Genomic DNA, 16753 nt, shown 5'->3' on the forward strand with positions numbered 1-16753 from the left:
AGTACTACGTCCTAGTTGAAATAAACTCGAAGCTGTATTGATGAAGTCGGAAGTAATTGACGGTATATTCAAATGCACGACCATCTTCTAGGTAACCAGTGGACTCAACTTTTAGAATAGGGGAAGCTTCTGATTCATTCAGGTATGAGGCCGTCTCTGCATCTAACAAATACGGTTTGACAGACTGACTGCTTTTCGCAATTTTCAATCCTTTGCTATTTTCAATGTACTCATATTTAGAACCATTCATTATGGCTATGCTCAAGTCTGGAAATAACACTGCTGGCATATGAGTGACTTCGTAAATTTCAGGCTCATCATTAATACATCTGAGTCTATGTATTTCATATGTATCATCATTGGGCGAGAGATTTAACTGCTTAGCAACCTGTTCATTCGGTTTTTTAAGTTCGAACTTTATGACTTGAGAGCTAGGCGTTTTCCCCTGTTTACTGACTTCCTCGATAAAACCTAGCAAATGTAAGGCATCATGTTGGGCTTTTAGATCGTTTACATAAGTTCCACTACCTCTTGTCCGACTAATTAAATTATTGTCGACCAGAATTTGTAAGCTTTTTCTGATGGTTACGCGGCTTACGGAAAACTCTTCTTGCAAATCACTCTCTTTTGGAAGCATCGATTTAGGTTGTAGTTCCCCATCTTTGATCTTTTTTTCTAATCGTTCCGCAATGTCTATGTATTTGGGTTTCATAATACCTCGCTAAGTCTTGGATCATGATAGCAAGAATGTGATCTGAGATGTAGTTAATACTTTTCCTTAGGATCTTTGTGTGATTTTTATCTCGTATCTTTGTGCTTACACTTTAAATGTATCATAAAAGTATTAATACTTATTTTATACATTTTCAGGATAAACATTTGAGGTAGCGAAATGAAACGTCAAAAATTAACGATTGTTGGTGCTGGCAGTACATACACACTTGGTATGATGAACAGCCTTATTGCCGAAAAAGATAACTTTCCACTCGCAAAAGTCGTGTTTTACGACATAGATGAGAAACGCCAAGAATCGAATGCATTAGCTACTGAAATTCTATTGCGAGAACACTATCCAGAAGTTGAAGAGTTTGTTTATACAACGGATAAATCTGTCGCATTCGCAGATTCGGACTTTTTCTTTATCCAGATCCGCACTGGTGGGTTGGCCATGCGCGAGCGCGATGAACAAATCCCGCTATCCAACTCTTGTGTTGGGCAAGAGACATGTGGCGCGGGAGGAATGGCATATGGACTTCGCTCTATCGGCGACATGATCCAGCTAGTGAACGAGATCCGACAAACGTGTCCAGATGCGTGGATTCTTAATTACACCAACCCGGCGGCAATTGTCGCTGAAGCTTTAAATCGTGAATTTCCGCATGATAAGCGAATTCTAAATATCTGTGATATGCCAGCAGCGATTATGGTCAGCTATGCGCAATTGTTAGGATGTGAAATTTGGGACTTCGTTCCTGAATATTTTGGGCTTAATCACTATGGCTGGTTTACCAAAATTCGTAACAAACAGGGTGAAGACTTAACGGACAAAATTAAAAATATCATCCTAAAAGAAGGGATCAGTGCGGTTGATGCGGAAATAGCGGATGACCCATCGTGGCAAGCCACATTCAAAAACATGAGAACAATGCTTGCTGATAATCCAGAGTTTTTGCCGAATACGTATCTTCAGTACTATTTGTACCCTGAAAAAATGGTGGCGAAAGAGGATATCAACAATACCCGCGCAAGGCAGGTAATTAACGGCCGTGAGAAACGAGTGTTCGAATTGAACGCAAGAATAATTGAAGCGGGCACCACGAAGCACGAAACACTGCATGCCGATATCCATGGTCGATACATGGTGAGAGTTGCGGCTTCGCTTGCCTACAACTTGAGCGATGTGTATCTCGTCATCGTACCGAATAATGGTGCTATTACAAATTTACAAAATGACGCCATGGTAGAAGTTCCAGCTGCGCTAACTAGTGATGGACCGAAAGCTTTTACTGTAGGAAAAATCCCAACCTTCCAAAAAGCCATGATTGAGAGCCAACTTGGTTACGAGAAATTAGTTGTGGATGCTTGGTACGAAGGAAGTCAGCAAAAGCTGATTAATGCACTCACACTTAACCGTACCGTGGTTAATGTGCCAAAAGCTAAAGAAATAACAAAACAATTACTAGAAGAAAATAAAGCCTACCTTCCTCAATTTTTTCAATAACAACTGGACGTTCGGGGCCTACTTGTAGGCTCCGTGAATGAAACAAGAGGTTTATATGAAAGACATTATTCAAAGGTTCGGAGCCGCGATGTTTGTTCCCGTTCTATTATTTCCAGCAGCGGGCATGTTATTGGGTTTCTCTGTTGTGCTGTTAAATCAAGAAGTGTTTCCTTGGGCACTAGAGGGGAGTGCTTGGGTTAAAGTCTCGACGATCATTTTACAGGCATCTCTCGCTGTATTTAAAAATATGGCACTTATTTTTGCCGTTGGGTTACCTATCGCTTTAGCTAAAAAAGCATCTGGTCGCGCTGTACTTGCAACACTCGTTTCCTACATTACGTTTAACTACGTTATTGGTGGAATCCTTCAATTTTGGGGACCAGAACTGGGCGTGAACTATACGGAAGGTGAGCGAGGTTTGACTGAAGTTGGTGGCATTCTAACGCTTGATACCAACTTACTAGGTGCCATTTTAATTGCAAGTCTCTCTGTTTGGGTTCACAACCGATTCTTTGATAAAAAGCTACCGGATTGGGCGGCTGTATTTGGCGGAACGCCATTGGTTGTGATCATTAGTTTCCCCATTATGGTCGTGATGGCAATTCTAACTTGTTTGACTTGGCCAAGTATTCAGCATGGTATTAACAATCTGCAATCATTTTTGGTTTCTGCTGGATCGTTAGGGGTATGGCTATTTACGTTTTTAGAGCGAATCATGATACCAACGGGGTTGCATCATTTCGTATATGGTCCCGTTTTTTATGGGCCAGTTGCAGTCGATGGCGGAACGGTTGCCTATTGGATTCAAAATATACAGACATTCGCCCAGAGCTCGGAAAGTTTAACGACACAATTTCCTCAGGGTGGTTTGATGTTGACGGGAATGGGTAAAGTGTTTGGTTGTACGGGTATCGCACTAGCACTCTATTCAGTTGCGAAAAAAGAAAATAAAAAGATGGTGATGGGGTTAGTGCTCGGAGCCGCAATCACAGCAATTCTTACAGGGATAACCGAACCAATAGAGTTTACATTCTTATTTATCGCACCTGCGCTGTTTGCTTTGCATGCGTTGTTATCTGCGACAATGGCAACGATCGCCTTTATGTTTGGTGTTTCCGGTAACTTTCAGACTGGCTTGATAGACTTCATTTTCCAAAACTGGTTGCCTTTGGCTGGTAACCATGCAGGAACATACGTGATTCAGATTATTATTGGTCTCATGTTTACTGGTGTTTACTTTGTTACGTTTCGCGCGCTTATTTTAAAATACAACATACTTACTCCGGGACGTGAAGGTGCAGATAGTAAGTTGTATTCCAAAGCTGACTACAAAGAAGCGAAAGCGGTCCATAACAGTAGCGCAAGTCCGTCACAAGCTAGTGCCTTTATTGAAGGTCTGGGTGGAAAAGAAAACATTGAATTGTTAACTAATTGCGCGACGCGTTTGCGTGTTAAAGTTAAAGATGTCTCTCTTGTAAAGGAGAACGCATTTTTCACACAGCACGGAGCGGTGAATATTGTTAGAAATCAAGAGAGCCTTCAAATCATCGTTGGTTTAACGGTGCCACAAGTTCGCGAAGATATGAGCCAACTGATAAAAGCTTAACCCCCAAACTAATGCTCCAGCTCATATGGCTCAAAGGTGAGATAGAATTATCTCACCTTTTTTGTGTACATGAAGCATATTTCGCGCAGTTTCCACGAAAGTGGGGAGGAGTTATTGAGCGAGCTAAAAATACAGTTAGGTTATACCCGTCTGTATTGTTGGAAGACTTGTTGAGTCTCTAAGTGACAGTGGCGCCACTTTCTATGTTGAAAAGCGTTTTAATTTCTTCCAGCACTTCTGGGTTAGCAATAGCACCAATGTTTTTTACAGCTTGTCCGTTTACCAATTGTTTCACTGCTAGCTCAACCAATTTGCCTGAGCGCGTTTTAGGAATATCACTGATAGCAAAAATTTGTCGTGGGACATGGCGCGGTGAACATTTTGTTTTCAATGTTTGGCGAATTGAATCGGTGAGTTGTTGGGTTAACTCGACGTTGTGAGCGAGTTTTACTAGTAACCAGATTTCTTCAGACTGCTGGTTTAACTTGCCGACAGCGATGGAGTCTTCAACCTCGGGTAACGCGTTCACTTTCTGATAGATTTCAGCGGTACCGATGCGTACGCCGCCTGGATTTAAGGTTGCGTCACTACGGCCATAAAAAATAAAGCCGCCATGTTCGGTTTGCATCACATCGTCGCCATGGTGCCAGATATCGGTAAACTTGCTCCAATAAGCGTTGTGATAAAGTTCGCCGTTGTCGTGCCAGAAGCCAATAGGGAAGTTAGGTAGCGAGTTATTGCAAGTTAGTTCGCCGCGTTGCTGTGTAATGGTTTTTCCCTCGTCGTCCAAAACACGCACATCGATTCCCAGCCCTGCGCCTTGGCATTCACCTTTGTAAACTGGTGAAATAGGGTTTCCAAGTACAAAGCATCCGCAAATATCCGTGCCGCCAGCGATAGAAGCGAGATGCAAGTCCTGCATGATGTGCTGATAGACATAACTAAATTGTTCTGGGTAAAGCACCGAACCAGTTGAGCAAAGAGTTTTGAGTGACTTCAGGTTATGTTCTAGTTTTGGAGAGCAGTTTGCCTGTTCCAGTGCTTCTAAGTATTTCGCTGAAGTACCAAACAGCGACACGCTATGTTCTTCTGCTAATTGCCATAAGACGGAGTGATCAGGGTAAACCGGACTACCGTCGTAAATCACTAAGGCTGCACCACTCGCAAGAGCGGAAACATGCCAGTTCCACATCATCCAACCACATGTTGTGTAGTAGAAAACCTTGTCTTGCGATTTGATGTCGCAATGCAGTTGATGTTCTTTGAGGTGATTGAGCAAGGTACCGCCTGCGGAATGGACAATACACTTAGGTTGACCTGTTGTACCAGAAGAATACAAAATGAATAACGGGTCATTAAACAGCGTTGGTTGATATTGAATTGATTGTGGAGAAAAGTGGTGAGTAATATCGGACCAAGAAACAAACTCAGAAGTGCTAGCACTCTCAGCGTTTTGTAAATATTCGATTTGGCATACGCTAATAGTAGTCTCTTCGGAGGCACTGCTTAACTTACTACTAAGAGTGGTGTTCTTGTCCGTCATATCGAAAGCTTTGCCTCCGAACTGGTAGCCATCACAGCAAAAAAGAACTTTCGGTTTGACCTGACCAAAACGCTCTACGACGCTATCGATACCAAAATCAGGAGAGGTTGAAGTCCAAATGGCACCAAGACTGGTGGTGGCCAGCATGGCAATAACGGTTTCAGGAAGGTAGGGCAAATAACCCGCAACGACATCGCCTTTACCGACACCACAATTGAGTAGCCATTGTTGAATGGCAGAAACTTGTTTAAGCAACTGTTTACCGGTGAGTTGTCGGTGTTCACCGCTTTCATTGCTAAAAACAATAAACTCACGCTCTGGTGATTGCTCAGCCTGAGATAGGAGGTTCTCTGCGTAGTTCAGCGTGGCGTCAGCAAACCATACTGTGTCTCTATTTACATGGTGATGATTAGAACCTGTTTGTGTCCATTTGGGACTGCCAAGGCTCTTGATTTGCGAACCTATATCTCCGATTACGTTGCAAAACTGCCAAGTATGTCGCCAAAATTCATCATTGTGCTCAATGGACCACTGGTGTAGAGACGTGTAATTGTTGATTACGGTACCTTCGGCTTTGTCTTTATTAACCTTTTCGATGAACCGTAATAAGTTGCTATTGCTGACGCGCTCAGCAGATGGTGACCAAATAGGTGCAGAATTTGGCATAGGTCCCTCTAATTTCAATTCTTTTGAATATGACCAAAAACAAAATAAAGGGGCGAACATAGCAGTGTTCGCCCCTTAACTGATCGTTTAAAGTTGTTCGGCAAGCTGAGGTAGTACCTCAAATAAATCACCAACCAATCCATAGTCGGCAACTTCAAAGATAGGAGATTCTGGATCTTTGTTGATCGCGACAATCACTTTGGATTCCTTCATTCCTGCAAGATGCTGGATGGCACCGGAAATCCCAACCGCTATATAAAGCTTAGGTGCAACGATTTTACCGGTTTGACCCACTTGTAAGTCGTTGGCAACAAACCCGGCATCAACCGCCGCGCGAGAAGCGCCAATGGCAGCACCTAGTTTATCGGCCACTTGTTCGATCAACGCGAAGTTCTCTTTGCTACCGACCCCGCGTCCACCTGACACAACCACCTCTGCCGCGCTTAATTCAGGGCGCTCTGACACGGTTTTATCGACAGAAACCAATTCAACCATTGGAGCTGAGATAGTTACCTGCTGATGCTTAATATCAGCTTGGTTGTGACAAGTAACCGGCTCAAACGCAGACGCGCGCACGGTGATGACGCGAACCTTGTCGCTGGTGGTCACTTTGGCAAATGCGTTTCCTGCGTAAATAGGGCGGATAAAAGTGTTTTCATCGATAACTTGGACAATATCGGAAATTTGCCCAACGCCGAACTTCGCTGCTACTCGAGGTGCAAGGTCTTTCCCTTTTGATGATGAGCTAGCCCAGATTGCGTCAAAACCTTCAGCAATACTCACTACAATAGGTGCGATACTCTCGGCAAATTGATGCTTAAGTTGCTCATCATCGACACAAATTACGTTTGATATACCATCAACGCGACAAGCTTGCTGAGCGACTTCTTCACACTGGTGGCCCACTACGATCAAAACATTGTCTTGGCTGACTTGTTTTGCTGCATTAACCACTTTGAGTGTGTCAGCATGCAATTGGTTATTGTCATGCTCTGCTATGATTAAGTTCTTCATGAAATCACCTTCGCTTCGTTACGCAGCTTATCGAGAAGCTCTGAGACAGATTCAACCTTGATGCCACCTTTTCTTTGCGCTGGCGGTGTGATTTCTTGAATGGTTTGGCTAAATACCACTTCAACACCCAGACTGTCAGGTGTGATGGTATCTAACGGCTTGCGCTTAGCTTTCATGATATTAGGCAAAGAGGCAAAACGCGGTTCATTCAGGCGTAAGTCAGTACTGATCACCGCAGGTAAGTTCATCGCGACCGTCATCAAGCCGCCGTCCACTTCTCTCACGACCTGAACTTTTTGATCTTCTATCTTCACGTCGGAAGCGAAAGTTGCTTGAGGCCAGTCAAGTAGGGCGGCCAGCATCTGAGCCACTTGGTTGTTGTCCGTATCAATGGATTGTTTACCCGTAATCACAAGCTGTGCTTGTTCTTGCTCAACCAGAGCTTTGAGCAGCTTAGCGACGACCAATGGCTCTATTTTGTCTTCAGTATCGATATGAATAGCGCGATCGGCACCTAACGCAAGCGCAGTACGTAGTTGCTCCTGACACTGGCTACCGCCGGCACTGACAACGATGACTTCATCTGCAATACCTTGCTCCTTTAGTCGTACGGCTTCTTCAACGGCTATTTCGCAAAATGGATTAATCGTCATCTTGACGTTATTGGTTTCAACATCGCTATGGTCCGCTTTCACGCGAACTTTAACGTAGGGATCAATGACCCTTTTGATTGGCACTAGTATTTTCACGTTAGATTCCTTTTACAGTGAAGACTATGTGTTTACAGTGAAGACGATGTGATGACGTCTTTAAAATGATGTTAATTTACCTTTACGTTTGCGTCAACTTTAAATATATTGTTGATTAACAAGTTGGCAACATGCAAAGAAAAAGGAATGCAATCATGGAAAGAGACTGCATGGAATTTGATGTTCTGATTGTAGGCGCTGGTCCCGCAGGTTTGTCTGCGGCATGCCGAATCAAACAATTAGCAGCAGAAAAAAAACAAGACCTCTCTGTTTGCGTGGTAGAAAAAGGTTCTGAAGTTGGAGCGCATATTTTATCGGGTGCGGTGTTTGAAACGCGGAGTTTGGATGAGCTTTTTCCCGACTGGGAAGAGAAAGGCGCTCCGCTCAATACCAAAGTAAACCAAGATAAAACCTACTATCTAGGCAATGACATCAATGGTCATGAACTGCCTTCTTGGGCGGTGCCTAATACGTTACATAACAAAGGTAATTACATCATAAGTTTGGGCAGTCTATGCCGATGGATGGCGTTGCAGGCTGAGAACTTGGGGGTGGAGGTCTACCCAGGTTTTACCGCCAGTCAAGCGATCATCGATGAAGATAGTCGTGTTTGTGGCGTGATCACGGGCGATATGGGATTAGATAAAAATGGTGAACAAAAAGGAAATTTCGAACCTGGTATTGAACTGCGAGCGAAGTTTACTTTATTTGCTGAAGGCGCACGGGGGCATATTGGTAAGCAGTTGATTAACCGATTTAATCTTGCTGAAGAGAAAACTCCTCAACATTACGCTATCGGTTTTAAAGAGCTGTGGGAAATCCCATCAGAGCAGCATCAGCAAGGTTTAGTAGTGCACGGATTAGGCTGGCCGTTATCAAACGAAGCCACAGGTGGCAGTTATCTCTACCATTTAGAGGGAAACCAAGTTGCCGTCGGGTTGATTGTTGACTTGAATTATAAGAATCCGCACTTGAGTCCATTTGATGAGTTTCAACGTTTTAAACACCACCCGTTGATTGAGCAATACCTCAAAAATGGGAAGCGTATTAGCTATGGCGCGAGAGCGATCACCAAGGGCGGCTTTCATTCGCTTCCCACGCAGCAGTTTGCTGGTGGCTTGTTAATTGGCTGTGATGCAGGAACACTTAACGGCGCTAAAATCAAAGGCACACACACCGCAATGAAATCTGGCATGCTTGCCGCTGAAGCAGTATGTGAAGCCCTTGAGAGTCAGTCAGTTACTGCTGATTATCAAAAGCATTTCAAACAGTCTTGGCTGTATGAAGAGCTTTATCAAGCACGTAACTTCTCAAGTGGTATTCACCGCTTTGGATCGTGGCTGGGCGGTGGTTTAGCGCTGCTGGAACATAACGTATTAAAAGGCAAAGCTAAGTGGCATATCCGCTGTGATAAGCCTGATCATCAGTCTCTGTTATTGGCGGAAAACAGCAATGAAATTGTCTATCCGAAGCCTGATGGCGTGTTAAGTTTCGATCGCCTCTCTTCTGTTTATCTATCCAATATCTTCCATGAGGAAGATCAACCATGCCACTTACGACTGGAGAACCAGCGGATTCCTATTGAGCAGAACCTTGAATTATATGCAGAGCCAGCACAGCGCTATTGTCCGGCTGGTGTGTATGAAATCGTACAGGGGGAGCAGCAGCCAGAGCTTCAAATAAATGCGGCCAACTGTATCCACTGTAAGACCTGCGACATCAAAGATCCAAGTCAAAATATTACCTGGACTCCACCAGAAGGTGGTGGTGGTCCGAACTATCCAAATATGTAAGCGTTTGAGAATAATTTTTATTAACAATTTATTTACTTAAAGTTTGCGTTAGTTCAAATCTTTCTCGATGAACTCGATTGCAACTTAATCTTTCAGGCACTATTCTGATTTTAAATTGACGTTTACGTAAACTGAATGCAAAGTTGATGCATAGGTGTAAAAGCGGTTACCAGTATCAAAGTTAGGTTTGATCAAATAGTGCTCAATGGAACGCACTTAAAATAACGAAAGGGAGATCAACTATGGTATCGGAATCGCCTCTGTTGCAGGTAAACGATATTTCATTGGCTTTTGGTGGGGTGAAAGCTTTAACTGACGTGAGCTTCCATGTGAATGAAAAGGAAATTTTTTCAATCATTGGCCCAAACGGTGCAGGTAAAACCTCAATGCTCAATTGCATCTCTGGTCGATACACACCAAACAAAGGCTCTGTAATCTTCGCTGGAGATGATGTAACTAAACGGACACCTAGCCAACGAGCTGAGTTAGGGTTGGGAAGAACCTTCCAAAACTTAGCGCTCTTTTCTCACATGTCGGTACTGGACAACATCATGGTTGGCCGACACCACCTACTAAAAAACAACTTCGTCACGGGGCCACTCTATTGGTTCTCTAATGCGCAGAAAGAAGAGATGGCGCACCGCAAATATGTGGAAGACGTGATCGATTTTCTAGAAATCCAGCACATCCGAAAAGCGACTGCAGGCACCCTATCTTACGGCTTACGTAAGCGTGTAGAGCTTGCTCGTGCCATTGCCTTAAAACCTAAGTTATTGCTGCTTGATGAACCAATGGCAGGAATGAACTTGGAAGAAAAGGAAGACATGGCACGTTACATCATGGATCTGAATGAAGAATTAGATATCACGATCATCATGATTGAGCACGACATGGGCGTGGTCATGGACATCTCTAATCGCGTTTTGGTTTTGGATTTCGGTAAACACATTGCTACGGGTGAGCCTGAAGAAGTGATGGCCAACCCACATGTGAAACAAGCGTACTTAGGCGAAGAGTTACCGACATTAGAGGAGAGTGCATAATGGCACAGCAACATAATGATTGGGCAGATATAACCCGCTTAGATACCTTTCCAAAAGTGTTGCAACACAATGCCAAGAACTGGCCCGAACAAGTCGCAATGCGTGAAAAGGAGTTTGGTATATGGCGAGAGTTCACTTGGAAGGATTATGAAAACCGCGTCAAGTGGATGGCACTGGCACTACAAGATTTAGGTATTGGTGAGCAAGATGTCGTTGGTTTGCTAGGTGATAACCGCCCGGAATGGGTATGGGGCGAGTTAGCGGCACATGCGATCAAAGGTTTCTCGCTGGGCATCTATCAAGATTCTATGCACGAAGAGGTGGCGTACCTTATCAACTATGCCAAAGCAAAAGTCGTGATTGCCGAAGATGAAGAGCAATGCGACAAGCTGCTTGAGCTTGGTGATGAAATTCCTAGCGTTGAATACATTATTTACTGCGATCCTCGTGGAATGCGTAAATACGATGATCCAAGATTAATTGATGTTGAACAGGTCTACAAAAAAGGTCAGCTGATTGATAAAGCGGACCCAGACAAATATCTCAATATGGTTGTTGAAACCAAAGGCAGCGATCTTTCAATTCTTTGTACTACGTCGGGTACGACTTCTAAACCAAAATTGGCTCAGCTACACAGTGGCACGTTCTTGGATCACTGTGCGGCTTACTTGCGTGCAGACCCTCGTTCCCCAGGCGACAACTATGTTTCTGTTCTGCCTTTGCCTTGGATTATGGAGCAGGTTTACGTGGTTGGTCAGGCGTTGATTTCTCGTCAAATCGTTAACTTTGTGGAAGAACAAGAAACCATGATGTCCGACTTGCGTGAAATCGGTCCAAACTTTGTGCTGTTAGCGCCACGTGTGTGGGAAAACATTGTGGCAGACGTGTCTGCACGAATGATGGATTCGACACCGTTTAAGCAAAAGATGTACAAACTGGGCATGAGCTTAGCCAACAAAGCGCTGGAGCAGGGCAAACGCTCTAAGTTGGCTGAATGGATTCTTCTGCGTGCTCTGCGTGACCGTTTAGGGTTTTCGAACCTGACATCTGCGGCAACCGGCGGTGCGGCGATGGGACCGGATACTTTCCGTTACCTACAAGCTATTGGTGTGCCACTTAAGCAGCTTTATGGTCAGACCGAAATGTGTGGCGCATACACCGTGCACCAAGCGGATGATGTGGATTACGATTCCGTTGGTGTTGCGTTTGATAATGCAGAAGTGAAAGTCATCAACCCGGACAGCAATGGCGTTGGTGAAATCATCGCGAAAAGTACAGGCATGTTTACTGGCTACTTAAACAACCAAGCAGCATATGATGAAGATGTTCAAGATGGTTGGATGCACACAGGCGATGCGGGCTATTTTAAAGATTCCGGTCACTTGGTGGTGATTGATCGTCTGAAAGATATGTCGGAAACCAGCCATGGCGACCGTTATTCGCCACAGTTTATCGAAAACAAACTCAAGTTCTCGCCGTTTATTGCAGAAGCCGTGGTGGTAGGTAAAGGTCGACCTTGGCTGTCTGCCATCATCTGTATTCGCTATGCGATCGTCGCGAAGTGGGCAGAGCAACGCGGCTTGGCATTTACCAACTACACCAACTTATCTGCTCAACCAGAAGTGTACCAAGCGATTCGTGAAGAAGTTCAAAAAGTGAACGAATCCCTACCGGATGCACAGAAGATCAGCAAATTCATTCTACTTTACAAAGAGCTGGATGCCGACGATGGAGAGCTAACTCGCACACGTAAAGTACGCCGTGGTGTGGTTGCAGAGAAATACGGAGACATCATCGAAACCATCTACAGCGACGATCCAAAAGTCGATGTCGATACGGTGATCACTTATCAAGATGGCACCAAAACACGCATTCAAACGTCGCTAGTTATTGAAACGCTTATTGAGCATGAGCCAACACTAGTGGATAGCGAACAACGGAGGATCGCATAGTGAATACGGATTTATTACTGCAACTCGTCATTAATGGCGTGATCGTTGGCATGTTGTATGGCGTTGTCGCCATGTGCTTTGTATTGATTTACAAATCGACCCAGGTGGTCAACTTTGCTCAGGGTGAGTTCTTGTTGATTGGCGCATGGGTATGTTGGGCGGCATTGGTACACCTACAGTTACCGTTTTTTATAGGCTTTTTACTCACGCTCGCGTTCATGATGATTTTTGGTATCGCCGTGCAAACCATTGTGCTCAGACCGTTGATTGGTGAACCGATTATCTCTGTGATCATGGTGACCATTGGTCTATCGATGTTTTTCCAAGCGCTGATGAAGTGGATATTCGGTGTCTCTGCTGTGTCGTACCCGCAAGTGTTCGAAACTAACGTGGTGAATATCGGAGGTTTGAATGTTGAGTTTGCTTACATTCTGAGCTTGATCTTCTCAATGCTCATCATGGGCGCGTTCTACTGGTTCTTCAAATTCAGCAAAATGGGTCTGGCAATGCGCGCAACGGCATTCAACCAGCAAGTAGCCCAGAGTCTTGGCATTTCCATCAAGAAAGTGTTCGCCATCAGTTGGGCCATTTCGGCAATGGTATCTGCAACAGCAGGGATTGTTATCGGTATCGTTAACGGCGTATCTGACGCGCTATCCATTATTGGTATCAAAGTTTTCCCAGCCGTTATTTTAGGTGGCTTAGACTCGGTAGTCGGCGCAATTGTCGGTGGTATTACCATCGGGGTGCTAGAAAACTTGGCTGAGTTTTTTGATAGCCAATACCTGCAAGTGGGTAACCTGTACAACATCGCACCATTCTATGTGCTGTTAATCATTCTTGCCTTCAAGCCATATGGCCTGTTTGGTACCAAAGATATTGAGCGTATTTAAGGAGAAATAACATGGCTCAACTTAGCATGCGCCCATGTGGGGATTTTCGAACCACATACAAAAGCGATACGCCAATTTTTGAAACCAAAACCATCAGAAGCCTTGCGATTGCAGGTGTCATCGCCATGCTGGCAGCACCGCTGGTCTTGGATATTTACTTCCTAAACCTGTTTATTCAGATTGCATACCTCGGTATCGCGGCATTGGGCTTAAACATTTTGGTTGGTTTTACCGGACAAATCTCGCTAGGTCACGGTGCGTTCTTTGGCTTTGGCGCCTTTGCATCGGCTTGGCTAAATAACCAGTTTAACATTCCAGTCGTGTTTGCGATTCCGCTCGCGGGTTACTTAACCATGATTGTGGGGATGCTGTTTGGTCTGCCAGCTGCTCGAATTAAAGGTTTATACCTAGCTATCGCAACGTTGGCGGCGCAGTTTATTCTAGAGGACTTCTTTGCTCGCGCAGATTGGTTCAGTGGCGGCTCATACGGTGCTAGCGCGAACCCAATTAATTTGTTTGGCTTTGAGTTTACGACTGACGAAAGCTTCTTCTACATCGCTCTGTTTGCGCTGATCTTCATGTATATGTGGGCATCAAACTTAATCCGTTCTCGTGACGGTCGCGCGTTTGTCTCAGTACGAGATCACTATCTATCAGCAGAGATCATGGGCATCAACCTAACCAAGTATCGTCTGCTCTCATTTGGAGTGTGTGCATTCTATGCAGGCATCGGGGGGGCACTCTACGGACATTATCTAGGGTTTGTATCAGCAGAAGGCTTCACCATCATGATGTCTATCCAGTTCTTGGCAATGATCATCATTGGTGGCTTGGGTTCAGTCAAAGGCACATTGATGGGGACGATATTTATCGTATTGCTGCCTGAAGTTTTGGAGTTTGGCGTAACGGGGCTTTCAGCGTTTGGTGATACCACCGCTTTCACTGATGGTCTGGCTTACTTCAAAGAGATGGCGATTGGTTTAGTCATCATGTTGTTCCTTATTTTCGAACCTCAAGGATTATCGCATCGCTGGCAACAGATTCGAGCATATTGGAAACACTATCCGTTCTCATATTAACGTGGAATTAAGTGGAATATACCTCAATAACAAGGACAACGAGTTATGAACAAAGGACATTTAGCGACAACGTTGGTGCTGTCATCTGCACTGTTTACTACCGCAACTTGGGCAAAAGATTCTGTGTTTGTCGGGCAATTAGTCGACTTTTCTGGACCAACTGCCTATGTGAGCAAGCCTTATGGTTCTGGCGTGCGAGACGCATTGCGTTGGATTAACCAAAACGGTGGCATTAACGGTACCGAGCTCGAATTTGAAACAGTAGACATGGCGTACAAAGTACCAGTGGCGATTTCTAACTATAAACGTTGGGTTGCGCGTAAAGACATGGTTGCGCTGCAAGGTTGGGGTACGGCGGATACCGAAGCGCTTATTTCGTTTGTTACCAAAGACAAAGTGCCGGTGTTCTCTGCTTCTTACTCTGGTCACTTAACTGACCCAACTGGCAAAAACCCAAAAACCGCGAAACCAGCGCCTTATAATTTCTTTTATGGTGCGTCGTACTCAGATGCGTGCCGTGCGCTAGTTAAGTGGGCGAAAGAAGATTGGGAATCTAAGGGCAATCAAGGTGCGCCGAAATTTACGCACATTGGCGATAACCATCCATTCCCGAATGCGCCAAAAGAAGCGTGTGCAGAGTACGCCAAAGAACTTGGTTTTGATGTGCAAAACCCAGTCGTTGTGTCACTAAAACCAGGGGACTTCAAAGCGCAATGTTTGTCGCTGAAAGAGTCAGGCACCAACTACGGTTACATTGCTAATATCGGTAGCTCGGTTATCTCACTAGTGAAGTCTTGTAACACGGTTGGGACAGAGTTCCAGTACATGGCAAACATTTGGGGCGGCGATAAGCCAGTGCTTGAAGCAGCAGGCGATGGCCTTAAAGATTACGTTTTCCCAGGTATGACGGCGTTTTGGGGAGACGATAATGAAGGCATGAAGCTGGTCCGTGAGATTTCTAAGCAGTCTGAATCAGAGCCGGGCGAATTCAGAACTCACCATTACATTCGCGGTATTTGTTCTGCGTTCTATATGAAAGAAGCAATGGAGTGGGCGAAAGACAACGGTGGTATCACAGGTGAAAACATCAAGAAGGGCATGTATGTCCATGACAACTGGGTACCACAAGGCTTAGAAGGTGTTTGTGTCCCTGCGAACTGGAAACCGGAAGATCACCGAGGCACAACAACCGTGAACGTCTTTATGGGCAACAACGATGGCGGCGCAGTTGATATTAAGAAAGTATCTCAGGTGACGTTGTCACGTCGTGACGATTGGCTAGGTTACTAATCTACGACTTATTAATAACAAAGCTTACTGAAAATAAGGATGGGTGAGAGAACACTCTCACCCTAGCAAGGAGTAGCTTGATGGCTGAATTAGCAACGAATATCGAACCGGCAGAAATACTGCTTTCAGTGAACAACATTGAAGTCGTCTACGACGAAGTAATACTAGTACTTCGCGGTGTGAGTTTAGAAGTTCCAAAAGGGCAGATTGTGACCTTACTGGGCGCCAACGGTGCGGGTAAATCCACAACGTTGAAAGCCATTTCTGGTTTATTGAAAACCGAAGATGGTGAAGTGACGCGCGGCGAAATCAACTTCATGGGCGAGCGTATAGACAACAAAAGCCCGGAAGAGATCGTCCGTTCGGGCATCTTCCAAGTTATGGAAGGGCGCCGAATTGTTGAAGATATGACGGTAATAGAAAATCTTCGCTTAGGCGCTTATACACGCTCTGACAACGAAGTTGAACAAGACATCGAAATGGTGTTTGACTATTTCCCGCGACTCAAAGAGCGCACTGGCCTGGCGGGCTATTTGTCTGGCGGTGAGCAACAAATGTTAGCGATTGGCCGAGCGTTAATGGCTCGACCGAAGATGATTTTGTTGGACGAACCGTCTATGGGGCTTTCTCCACTGCTAGTTAAAGAAGTATTCAGCATTATTAACAAGATCAACAAAGAGCAAGGTATTACCATGCTTTTGGTTGAACAGAATGCCAACTTCGCTCTTCAAGCGGCCGATTACGGTTACATCATGGAATCAGGCAAAATCGTACTAGATGGCAGCAAGCACGAATTGCTAAACAATGAAGACGTAAAAGAATTCTACCTTGGCGGCGGCGATGAAGATCGCAAGAGCTTTAAGAATCTGAAATCTTACAAACGTCGTAAGCGTTGGTTGTAAGG

General features: G+C 44.8%; 13 protein-coding genes. 9 read left to right on the forward strand and 4 right to left on the reverse strand.

The features are described 5' to 3' along the window. Positions 1–4 precede the first annotated feature (4 nt). Positions 5–712, reverse strand: coding sequence for a GntR family transcriptional regulator (locus tag R8N46_RS06120; protein WP_005373312.1), 708 nt, complete (start codon positions 710–712; stop codon positions 5–7). 180 nt (positions 713–892) lie between these two features. Here R8N46_RS06120 and R8N46_RS06125 point away from each other — a divergent pair, with 180 nt between their 5' ends. Both R8N46_RS06125 and R8N46_RS06130 read left to right on the forward strand, forming a co-directional pair. Next, positions 893–2221 (forward strand): 6-phospho-alpha-glucosidase, encoded by a 1329-nt coding sequence (locus tag R8N46_RS06125; protein ID WP_005373308.1) that lies wholly within the window; start codon positions 893–895, stop codon positions 2219–2221. 55 nt (positions 2222–2276) lie between these two features. Further along, positions 2277–3827 carry an alpha-glucoside-specific PTS transporter subunit IIBC gene (locus R8N46_RS06130; RefSeq protein WP_017633701.1) on the forward strand — a complete coding sequence of 517 codons (1551 nt, stop codon included), beginning with the start codon at positions 2277–2279 and terminating at the stop codon, positions 3825–3827. A 178-nt stretch (positions 3828–4005) separates the two neighbouring features. Here R8N46_RS06130 and R8N46_RS06135 read toward each other — a convergent pair whose 3' ends face one another. The 3 genes from R8N46_RS06135 to R8N46_RS06145 form a co-directional block, all read right to left on the reverse strand. Then, positions 4006–6036, reverse strand: a complete 2031-nt coding sequence (locus tag R8N46_RS06135) for an acetoacetate--CoA ligase (RefSeq protein WP_115386573.1) — start codon at positions 6034–6036, stop codon at positions 4006–4008. An 87-nt stretch (positions 6037–6123) separates the two neighbouring features. Continuing rightward, positions 6124–7050, reverse strand: coding sequence for an electron transfer flavoprotein subunit alpha/FixB family protein (locus R8N46_RS06140; protein WP_017820355.1), 927 nt, complete (start codon positions 7048–7050; stop codon positions 6124–6126). Then, the gene (locus tag R8N46_RS06145) at positions 7047–7799 is read right to left on the reverse strand and encodes an electron transfer flavoprotein subunit beta/FixA family protein (RefSeq protein WP_005373300.1); all 753 of its coding nucleotides are present in this window, start codon (positions 7797–7799) and stop codon (positions 7047–7049) included. The genes R8N46_RS06140 and R8N46_RS06145 overlap by 4 nt, the downstream gene beginning before the upstream one ends. A gap of 155 nt (positions 7800–7954) precedes the next feature. Between R8N46_RS06145 and R8N46_RS06150 the strand changes: the two genes are divergently transcribed. The 7 genes from R8N46_RS06150 (at position 7955) to R8N46_RS06180 (ending at position 16751) form a co-directional block, all read left to right on the forward strand. After that, complete coding sequence (locus tag R8N46_RS06150; protein ID WP_115386574.1) at positions 7955–9592, forward strand: electron transfer flavoprotein-ubiquinone oxidoreductase; 1638 nt, start codon at positions 7955–7957, stop codon at positions 9590–9592. Between the two features lie 242 nt (positions 9593–9834). Further along, the gene (locus R8N46_RS06155) at positions 9835–10635 is read left to right on the forward strand and encodes an ABC transporter ATP-binding protein (protein ID WP_005373297.1); all 801 of its coding nucleotides are present in this window, start codon (positions 9835–9837) and stop codon (positions 10633–10635) included. Beyond that, a complete protein-coding gene (locus R8N46_RS06160; protein WP_005382741.1) occupies positions 10635–12587 on the forward strand; it encodes a long-chain fatty acid--CoA ligase in 1953 nt (650 codons plus the stop codon). The genes R8N46_RS06155 and R8N46_RS06160 overlap by 1 nt, the downstream gene beginning before the upstream one ends. Next, entirely contained in the window at positions 12587–13480 is an 894-nt protein-coding gene (locus tag R8N46_RS06165; RefSeq protein ID WP_005373295.1) for a branched-chain amino acid ABC transporter permease, read from the forward strand. Before R8N46_RS06160 ends, R8N46_RS06165 begins: the two co-directional genes overlap by 1 nt. Positions 13481–13491: 11 nt before the next feature. Beyond that, positions 13492–14559 (forward strand): branched-chain amino acid ABC transporter permease, encoded by a 1068-nt coding sequence (locus tag R8N46_RS06170; RefSeq protein WP_005382737.1) that lies wholly within the window; start codon positions 13492–13494, stop codon positions 14557–14559. A gap of 45 nt (positions 14560–14604) precedes the next feature. Then, a complete protein-coding gene (locus tag R8N46_RS06175; RefSeq protein ID WP_005373285.1) occupies positions 14605–15849 on the forward strand; it encodes an ABC transporter substrate-binding protein in 1245 nt (414 codons plus the stop codon). Positions 15850–15929: 80 nt separating this feature from the next. Continuing rightward, positions 15930–16751 carry an ABC transporter ATP-binding protein gene (locus tag R8N46_RS06180; RefSeq protein WP_017633695.1) on the forward strand — a complete coding sequence of 274 codons (822 nt, stop codon included), beginning with the start codon at positions 15930–15932 and terminating at the stop codon, positions 16749–16751. The last annotated feature ends 2 nt before the right edge of the window (positions 16752–16753 follow it).

The sequence above is a fragment of the Vibrio sp. 1874 genome, assembly GCF_033344395.1.
Lineage (GTDB): Bacteria > Pseudomonadota > Gammaproteobacteria > Enterobacterales > Vibrionaceae > Vibrio > Vibrio alginolyticus.

Excerpts from the sequence above, each read along its gene's own strand:
- R8N46_RS06160 (WP_005382741.1), top strand. The coding sequence starts at position 10,635 with ATGGCACAGCAACATAATGATTGGGCAGATATAACCCGCTTAGATACC.
- R8N46_RS06125 (WP_005373308.1), top strand. The coding sequence starts at position 893 with ATGAAACGTCAAAAATTAACGATTGTTGGTGCTGGCAGTACATACACA.
- R8N46_RS06130 (WP_017633701.1), top strand. The coding sequence starts at position 2,277 with ATGAAAGACATTATTCAAAGGTTCGGAGCCGCGATGTTTGTTCCCGTT.
- R8N46_RS06140 (WP_017820355.1), bottom strand. The coding sequence starts at position 7,050 with ATGAAGAACTTAATCATAGCAGAGCATGACAATAACCAATTGCATGCT.
- R8N46_RS06135 (WP_115386573.1), bottom strand. The coding sequence starts at position 6,036 with ATGCCAAATTCTGCACCTATTTGGTCACCATCTGCTGAGCGCGTCAGC.
- R8N46_RS06155 (WP_005373297.1), top strand. The coding sequence starts at position 9,835 with ATGGTATCGGAATCGCCTCTGTTGCAGGTAAACGATATTTCATTGGCT.
- R8N46_RS06150 (WP_115386574.1), top strand. The coding sequence starts at position 7,955 with ATGGAAAGAGACTGCATGGAATTTGATGTTCTGATTGTAGGCGCTGGT.
- R8N46_RS06175 (WP_005373285.1), top strand. The coding sequence starts at position 14,605 with ATGAACAAAGGACATTTAGCGACAACGTTGGTGCTGTCATCTGCACTG.
- R8N46_RS06120 (WP_005373312.1), bottom strand. The coding sequence starts at position 712 with ATGAAACCCAAATACATAGACATTGCGGAACGATTAGAAAAAAAGATC.
- R8N46_RS06180 (WP_017633695.1), top strand. The coding sequence starts at position 15,930 with ATGGCTGAATTAGCAACGAATATCGAACCGGCAGAAATACTGCTTTCA.
- R8N46_RS06170 (WP_005382737.1), top strand. The coding sequence starts at position 13,492 with ATGGCTCAACTTAGCATGCGCCCATGTGGGGATTTTCGAACCACATAC.